Raw genomic sequence first — 8,126 nt, 5'->3', positions numbered from 1 at the left:
CATCCCAGAAACAAAGCGGTAATGGCTCTGAGAGATGGAACAATATCGGAATGGAAAACAGAGTCTGGTTATCACTATCGTTCAATATCTGAGACTGCTATGTCCCGATATAAAGGACTAACAAGCGATAAATTGAGCTTGAGATGTTACAACGCTCAAGTGGGCGAAATCATGGCGAATGTCAAAGCGATTAACAAAGTCATAGGACTAGGTATGCCCGTTAGAAGCTAACGGCTAGCTACATATGGTGTCGTTGATCTTCAAGCTGATTTGATCAACAACGCCCTTCTAAATTATATTCATGATATCTCCTCTCGATTAAACTAACAGTTCACTTGAGGTTGTTATCCTTTCTACTAAGGACTAAGGACTAAGGACTAAGGACTAAGGGTTAACTGGTTCATCTGTCACTTAACAGTGAGTATTTATCGATGGGAAGCAAAGCAATGGTGTGGTGCATTGGGATTGGAGTTTATTGAGGATAAAAAAGGGAGACTGACGTCTCCCAAAGGCTAGCTTTCGCTTGTTTTATTATCTGTTACTTGAACCTAAGCTTGGAGCTTAATTCTTAGTGACAGATACCACAGCTTTGTCTACATTGTCGTCAAGCTCGTGAATGGCATTCAAGGTGAAGGTGTAGCTGCCCGCTTCCGTTACGCTCAATTGGCAATTGCCACCTGTGCCAATATCGATTGACCCGCTTGCAAGCTCTACAGAATCGCAACCAAAGTTAGGTGTTTTCCAATCAGCATCTGCAAACTTGAAGCCATAGTTACCTGCTTCCAAATTGCCTGTTACAGAATAAACCCCATTAGCAACAAAGCTCATCGCCCAATCATCAACAGGGTTCCAACCATTCATATCACCACGCACGTACACGGTTGTTTGACCGTACGGAGGAATGCTAGATACATCCTTGTCTGAGTTATCAACCGGCAAACCAGCGCCTTGAGCACCGTTTTGTGCTTGTACAAACACAGCTGTCGTTAGTGCAGGGACTGTGAAGGTTTCAGCGGCGAAGCTTGCACCTTTCACTGTGTCGTCAGCCGAGTTTTGTTGAACGGTGTGAAGTGTAAAGCCGGTTGCTCCCGTGATTTTGAACGATTGAGATTCATTCGTTGAGTTTACAACTGCGACAATCGCATCATTGGCAGGGTCAAGGTCTTCACCCGCAGACACGCCATCATCGATCGACATGACAATCAGGCCTTCGACTTGATCTTTGCCTACATTTCGGAAATCGACACGCTTCATGACTTCGTCTGCTGTGTCTAAGCGGAACAGTTCACTTGAGCTACGGATTTTTAGTAGTTCTAGGAATTGCTGCTTAGTCAGTTCAATGTCGTCTGCGTCTGGTTTAGCCGTGCTGTCAGCAATGATAGTTTTGATCAGATCCCAGTTCGCACCATCTTTATCTTCACGTGGTAAGCCAACATTCCAGTTGTTGTCAGTACCGTCAAACATGACGCGGTTATACCAGTCACCTGAGTCGTAAGAGTCGCGCTGCATTGACTTAGAGCGCAACAGTTCAGACCCCATATGGATGAATGGTATGCCTTGACCTAACATCACTGTAGAGAGCGATACAGATTGCATGCGAGCACGCTCTGCAGAGCTAGTACCAGTGGCGATCTTGTAAGCGTTGTTATCCCAAAGCGTTTGGTTATCATGCTTCGATACGTAAGAAATGTTCTCTGAAGGCATCTTGGTGTAACCAGCTGGCGCGCCATTGTAATCAACGTTTTTACCCAGCTTGGTATCGCCTTTGTAATCAATCAACACGTATTCTGCGAGGTTACCTGCCATCCCTAAACGAACAAGGTCTTGGTTGTGTAAACGACCGTTGATAGAGTCTTGATCAACTTTGGTTTCTTCGTTGGCAATCGCTGCGTTACCAAAGCCTTGGTTAAAGCGAAGTGGGTGGTTGCCTTCTGAATCGACGCCGCCATCAAACGGGCTACCGCCACGAACTGCGTCACGTAAACGGTCCGAGAAGGTACCGATCTCAGTGCCTGCCATATTGATTTGGTTCGCTTGATCGAAGCGTGCATTGTCTGCTACTTCGCCAAAGTCCCAACCTTCACCGTAGAACAGGGTGTTTTCGTCGATTTTACGTACTTCAGCAAGAGCTTCTACCATCACATCTTTTGGTTGGTGGCCCATTAAGTCAAAACGGAAACCATCCACTTTGTAATCGTCAGCCCACACCTTAAGTGAGTCGACCATCAATTTACCCATCATTAGGTTTTCAGTCGCAGTGTTGTCACAACAGGTTGAGTTTTCGACGCCACCGGTGTTGACGTTAAGGCGGTGATAGTACCCAGGGACAATCTTATCCAGCACTGACTTATCGTTCACGCCAGACGCATTGGTATGGTTGTATACAACGTCCATGATCAGCTTAAGATCCATGTCGTGCGTTGCTTTCACCATTTGACGGAACTCTAGAATACGCTTAGAACCATTAGGATCTGTCGCGTAGCTGCCCTCTGGAACCGTGTAATGGAATGGGTCGTAGCCCCAGTTGAAGCTGTCGAGCATACGCAGGTCGTTCATTAGCGCTTGTGCATCGCCTGTTGAAGGATCATAACCATCGAGTACTTCTTCGATGATTGTGTTTTCGTCTTCGTTTCCACATAAGGCGGCAGTCGGTTTTACATCACATAGCTTACCAACGGTGTCAGTAATATCGACACGGCTCGCTTCATCTTCATCGACGGTAGCGATATCGAATGCCGGTAAGATATGTAGTGTCGTTAAGCCCGCATCTTTCAATTCTTGAAGGTGTTTAACCGACTCACGATCTGCTTCTGTGAGAGCGAGGTACTTGCCGTTTAGGCTCTTTGTTCCGAGCTTATCGCTGAAGCTAAAATCACGAAGATGTGATTCGTAGAGTACGTGGTCTTCATCTTTCTCTACAGTAGGGCGTTTATATCCAACCCAACCTTCAGGCATTAATGCTGAATCATCAAGATCGATGACTTGAGAGTATGCAGAGTTTTTCGATAAGCTGAGTGAGTAAGGGTCGGTTACTAGGCGAGTCTCAATGTTGCCTGTGGTTGGGTGGTAAACCTTCACTTGGTAGCGATAGTAACTGTTGACAGCGTTAGGTACCGCGTCAGTCGCCCAAATACCCGTCTCAGTGTTTTCCGTCATCGGGATTACTTGTGAACTTAGCAGATCTTCACTGTATAGAACGAGTTCTACATCTTGCGCGGTTGGTGCCCAAAGCTTGAAGGTCGCCGCACTGCCTTCAACAATTGCGCCTAGTTCTTCAGCCATTGCATTACCAGCATCTTCGCTAGCAAATACCGCATCAAGCACACCAGGTTTTTGAACCTCAGTTGAAGAGATAACATCGCCATTGGCATTGTAGGCAACAAAAATTATCTGAGATTTTAAAATAGTGCGAAGTGTGCTGTCGTCAACATCGATAGCTAGGGCAGGTAAGCTTGCAAGGTGTCGGAAACGCTCTTTCAATTCAGAAGATAGTTCTCCGTCTTTGCTTAGTTCAATTGCAGTTCCACCGACAATCTCTTTGTCATCGTTCATTGTGATGCTGTTGTCTAGTGCATAGAAAAGCTTCACAGAGTCTGCATTGCTAGCCGCTTCCCAACCAATTGTGGTTGCATCTAGCCAGTGTGCTTTTTGACCATCAATATTGACTGGTCGCTCTGAAATAGGGTCGTAGTACAACTCGCTGCTGCCATGGAAACCAAATACGCCTTGTGAATCGCCAAGCTTAGTTAACTCGACTTTTGAGTTCGCACTGCCAAATGCTTTCTCATCACCATTGTGCAAGATGAAGTTCATGCATTTGTGTGGGTCAGAGGCATCTGGGTCAACTTTCAACACATAATAGGCACCGTAAGTATCGCTGATACCATCGTATTCGTAAGGGCTGTTCCAGTCGGTTCCGGTTTCACTTAATCCCATGCCGACTAAATCTGTGCTGGTACAGCCTTCACCATTCCAAAGGTGAAGCCCCCAACCGTCGTAAGTTGAGCCAGATGAGCTGGCAGCGGCAACATCGCGTTTGTAGTAAATAACGACTTCGTTTTCAGCTGCAGGGTATAAACCACTGTTGCCAGGGGCTGTACCGTTGTCGCTATCATTATCACTACCACAACCCGCGATCAAAGTAGCGGTGAAGAGCGGTAACATTGCTTTGGCCAATGTAGAGCGTTTGAAGCTCTTCTTTTTGGTATTGTTGAAGGTATTTCGTAGAGAGATAATTTTATTAATATTTATGTTGTTCACGTTTTAATATCCATATTTCACTTTTTATGAAGATGAATATCCTAGTCTTAACGATGGTCAACTATTTGTGATGGCTATGTATAAAGTTATTTTTAATATATAAAAATAGGAAACCTAGTGTCAATATCACGCTTTGTATTTGGTTTAAGTTAAATTTATTGGATCAATAACTCATATGTTTAATATCAATAGTAGAAGGCGTAGAGGATGGGAGTAGATAATAAGGATGAGAGCTCATCCTTATTAATGTGAGGAAGGTATCGAATTGAGGTGACGTTAATTTAATGTGGGAATTAAGTTATTTATCAATTAATTAAAACTCAGGCTTTTTGGGAATTAATAATAAATATCCTATTCAGATAAGGGAAATACCCAAACCAACGAAGCTAGTGGCTTTAGATCAAGACTAAAACGGCCAATACTTTCCTCAACTTTTAATACCTGTTGTTGAATGCCTTCAATATGTTCATCTAACAAGTAACTGTCATCAGCGATTGTGAGCGTTTGTATAACATCACTTGGAACGGTTAAGTGAATATTCTCGGTGACATGTTGGCTGAAATTCGCAGCAACTATTGTCAACTCTTGGTTGTCATAGCGCAGAAATGCGTAAACCGAATCACTCAAATTATTGCTCTGGTGTAAGTCTAGGTACTGCCCCGTCATTGAAGTATGCTCAAGCGAAAAGTTCATAACCTTCTGATAGAAGTGACGTAGTTGTTTTTCGTTTTCGTCTAATAGCCCGCCATCGAATGCGCCGTGGTTCATCCATTTTTGATGCTGTGGGACACCGATGTAATCGAAGATGGATGTACGAGAGGGTTGTCCAAAGCCAGCGTTCTCCGCACCGGGTTCGCCGACTTCTTGCCCAAAGTAGATCATGGTTGGAGAGCTGCTCAATAGAGCGCTAACTAGCATCGCAGGCTTTGCGATATGTGGATTGCCTACAAACTCTGGTGAGGCGATTCGTTGCTCGTCATGGTTATCCAAAAAATGCAGCATATGATGTTCAATGTCGTGCATTTGATGTTGGATTTCAGGGATGATTGCCGTTGAAGCCTTGCCTTGCATGATGGCTTTGAGGCCGTCGTACAGATCTACCTTGTCATAGAGGTAGTCCATCTTGCCTAAGTGAATGTATTCACGGTACAAGTCCGGCTGATACACCTCTGCCATCAGAAAGGCATCGTGGTTTTTCATCTTTATTGATGAGTTGAGGTAGCTCCAAAATTCGACTGGAACCATCTCAGCCATATCGTAGCGAAACCCATCAACACCTTTATTCAACCAAAACAAGGCGATATCTCGGAATTTAGCCCAAGAGTTAGGCACATAAACAGATTTCCAGAAACGGAAATGATCCATGTAATTGCGTTGAGCATAGTCACTCGGTAGTTCAGGGAAGTCTTTTGAACCGTCTGGTCGCATGCCATAATTGATTTTCACCGTTTCATACCAATCATCGAAACTAGGCTTGGCTAAACGTGAGCCGTTACCTGTCCATTTGGCGGGCGTCTCTATAAACGGGGAGTTTAGGTTGGGATGCTGTTCACCACCTAGCGGCGTAAAGGCGGGCTCTATGTCTGGCAATTCAAAGGTGCTGTTGGGAATGTAGTAGAAGTTATTGTCTTTGTGGTATTCCAGCGTTGTGTCATCTTGAGCGCCGAAGTCACTGACACCTTCTGGGTTGTTTAAGCCTTTATAATGACGCGCAACGTGATTCGGTACGATATCGATAATCACTTTTAAACCATTGTCGTGACTTCTTTTGATGAGTGCCTCGAACTCCTCTAGTCGGCATTCAGGGTTGTCTGCGAGATCTGGGTTTACGGAATAGTAGTCTTTGACGGCATATGGTGATCCCGCACGGCCTTTTACCACGCTAGGGTGATCGTCTGAAATACCAAGGTGCTTGTAGTCATTGATGAGCGCATGATGTGGCACTCCGGTATACCAAATATGAGTCATACCGAGTTTGCGGATTTCAGACAGCGCTTTGTCGGTAAAATCACTGAACTTACCGACGCCATTTTGCTCGATTGTGCCCCATGGAACATGTTGGGTGTTTTTATTGCCAAATAAACGCGTAAAAACTTGGTAGATGGCGTACTTTTGGTTGTACATATTTATAATTCCTTTAACTTCCATCATGTTATGTAGGGATGAAAGGGCTTGTTTATTCTTTGCAGGCTAACCGAATTACAATATGCCTTACTCATCCTTATCAAAATCTACAGGGCGTAATTGCTACAGTATGTGAGCTGTTGCTCAAAAGGAGTCATGTTGTCTTCATCTATTCAAATCGTTATCACTTATTTGGTTCTGGTGGCGGTGTCTGTGTTGTTTGCGGAAAGTTCTAAAGCGCTGTTGGTGTGGTATTTGGTTATCGGTTTCGTGACGTTTTTTGTGTACGCGAAGGACAAGCGAGCAGCGATCAATGGCAATTGGCGTGTGCCAGAGAAAACTCTGCATATTTTTTCTGTTGCTGGTGGCTGGCTAGGGGCGTTGATTGCTCAAGATAAGCTGCGTCATAAAACGCAGAAGCAGCCGTTCAGAGCCATATATTGGGTGACAGTGGCAGTGAATGTTGCGGCGTTTGTGTGGACACTAACCCCGAGCGGGCAGGCGACGTTTGGACGTTGGCTTAGCGAGGTTATTGGATACTTGTAATGATATTGATGGCTAGTAATCACTTACTAACCATCATAGAGAAGCTATCTGGTTACAACATCGGAATCGTTGAGGCTAGAAGTAAGCCTGCCATACCGTAGTTGAAGCTCTTGATGCGTACTGGTGTTGTTAACCAGTGTTGCAGTTGTTTGCCTGCTGCCGTCCAGAATGTGACTGACGGTAAGTTCGCTAGCGTGAAGATACCTGCGATGATCGCAAGCTCCCACCATGAACTGCCGCTGCTATACACTGAGAATGCAGTCAGCGCCATTGACCAACCTTTAGGGTTTACCCATTGAAAACTTGCTGCGCCGATGAAGGTCATTGGCTTATAAGCCTCGCTGCTTTTGGCTTTGCCGCTCAATGCTATCTTAATCGCAAGGTACACGAGGTAAGCAAGGCTTAGATATTTCAAGATTTGGTGCGTCACAGGGTATGCGTTGAAAACGCCCATCAAGCCGAAACCAACCAGCAGTAACATGGCTGCAAACCCCAGAGCAATACCAAGCATGTGCGGAATAGTGCGGGCGAAGCCAACATTTGCTCCTGATGTCATGAGCATGATGTTATTTGGACCCGGCGTGAAGGTCGAGACAAACGCAAACAAGGCAAGTGCGCTAAGTTGTTCTAAAGGCATTATGGTTCTCCAGCAAAAAAATGAACGAAGTGACTGACCGGTCATGACTTTCACGTGTTGAGAAACATAGTAGGTGGAAAGTGAGGCAATTATGTGCTTTTATTTCCTCTATTATCAATAAATGCACAATAATAAGTACTTATGGATAGATTTGACGAAAGGATATTGCAAGAGCTTAAATTGGACGGCAGAATCTCCAATATTGAGCTTTCTGAACGAATTGGTTTGTCGGCTTCAGCGACCTTAAGGCGAGTACAGGATCTTGAGCGTAAAGGGGTCATTCAAGGTTACCGTGCAGTTCTGGATAATGGCCTGATGGGCGTTGGCTTTATTGCTTACGTTTCGATTGGTTTATCAAGCCACAGCAAAGCGGCTCAACTGGAGTTTGAACAGCACGTCAGTATGGAAAAAGAGGTAGTGGAGTGCCACAACATTACCGGTGCCAACGAATACTTGCTAAGGGTAGAAACCAAAGATCTACCGGGCTATAAGAAGTTTCATGCCGATGTGCTTGGGGAATGTGCTCAGGTTCAATCCATTACCACCATGGTTGTGATGG

5 protein-coding genes and 1 pseudogene are annotated in these 8,126 nt (G+C 44.9%); 3 read left to right on the top strand and 3 right to left on the bottom strand.

The annotated features are described in order from the left end of the window. Positions 1-231: pseudogene (locus ACED46_RS20870) on the top strand (IS5/IS1182 family transposase); the annotation flags it as partial. Between the two features lie 330 nt (positions 232-561). Here ACED46_RS20870 and pulA read toward each other — a convergent pair. Further along, positions 562-4,260, bottom strand: a complete 3,699-nt coding sequence (gene pulA, locus ACED46_RS20865) for a pullulanase-type alpha-1,6-glucosidase (RefSeq protein ID WP_371722351.1) — start codon at positions 4,258-4,260, stop codon at positions 562-564. Positions 4,261-4,611: 351 nt separating this feature from the next. Further along, the gene (locus ACED46_RS20860; RefSeq protein ID WP_371722350.1) at positions 4,612-6,384 is read right to left on the bottom strand and encodes an alpha-amylase family protein; all 1,773 of its coding nucleotides are present in this window, start codon (positions 6,382-6,384) and stop codon (positions 4,612-4,614) included. Positions 6,385-6,540: 156 nt separating this feature from the next. Between ACED46_RS20860 and ACED46_RS20855 the strand changes: the two genes are divergently transcribed. Then, positions 6,541-6,930 (top strand): DUF1294 domain-containing protein, encoded by a 390-nt coding sequence (locus tag ACED46_RS20855; protein WP_017066606.1) that lies wholly within the window; start codon positions 6,541-6,543, stop codon positions 6,928-6,930. Positions 6,931-6,982: 52 nt separating this feature from the next. Here ACED46_RS20855 and ACED46_RS20850 read toward each other — a convergent pair whose 3' ends face one another. Further along, complete coding sequence (locus ACED46_RS20850; RefSeq protein WP_004732137.1) at positions 6,983-7,567, bottom strand: LysE family translocator; 585 nt, start codon at positions 7,565-7,567, stop codon at positions 6,983-6,985. A gap of 141 nt (positions 7,568-7,708) precedes the next feature. On the opposite strand from ACED46_RS20850, the gene ACED46_RS20845 reads away from it, so the two are divergent. After that, positions 7,709-8,126: Lrp/AsnC family transcriptional regulator (locus tag ACED46_RS20845; RefSeq protein ID WP_371722349.1), on the top strand; the 418-nt coding region annotated here is incomplete at its 3' end.

Source organism: Vibrio sp. 1S139, assembly GCF_041439475.1.
In the GTDB taxonomy this organism is placed as follows: domain Bacteria; phylum Pseudomonadota; class Gammaproteobacteria; order Enterobacterales; family Vibrionaceae; genus Vibrio; species Vibrio crassostreae_C.
The sequence above is the reverse complement of the archived record's forward strand: the minus strand, read 5'-3'. Positions and strand labels throughout refer to the sequence as shown.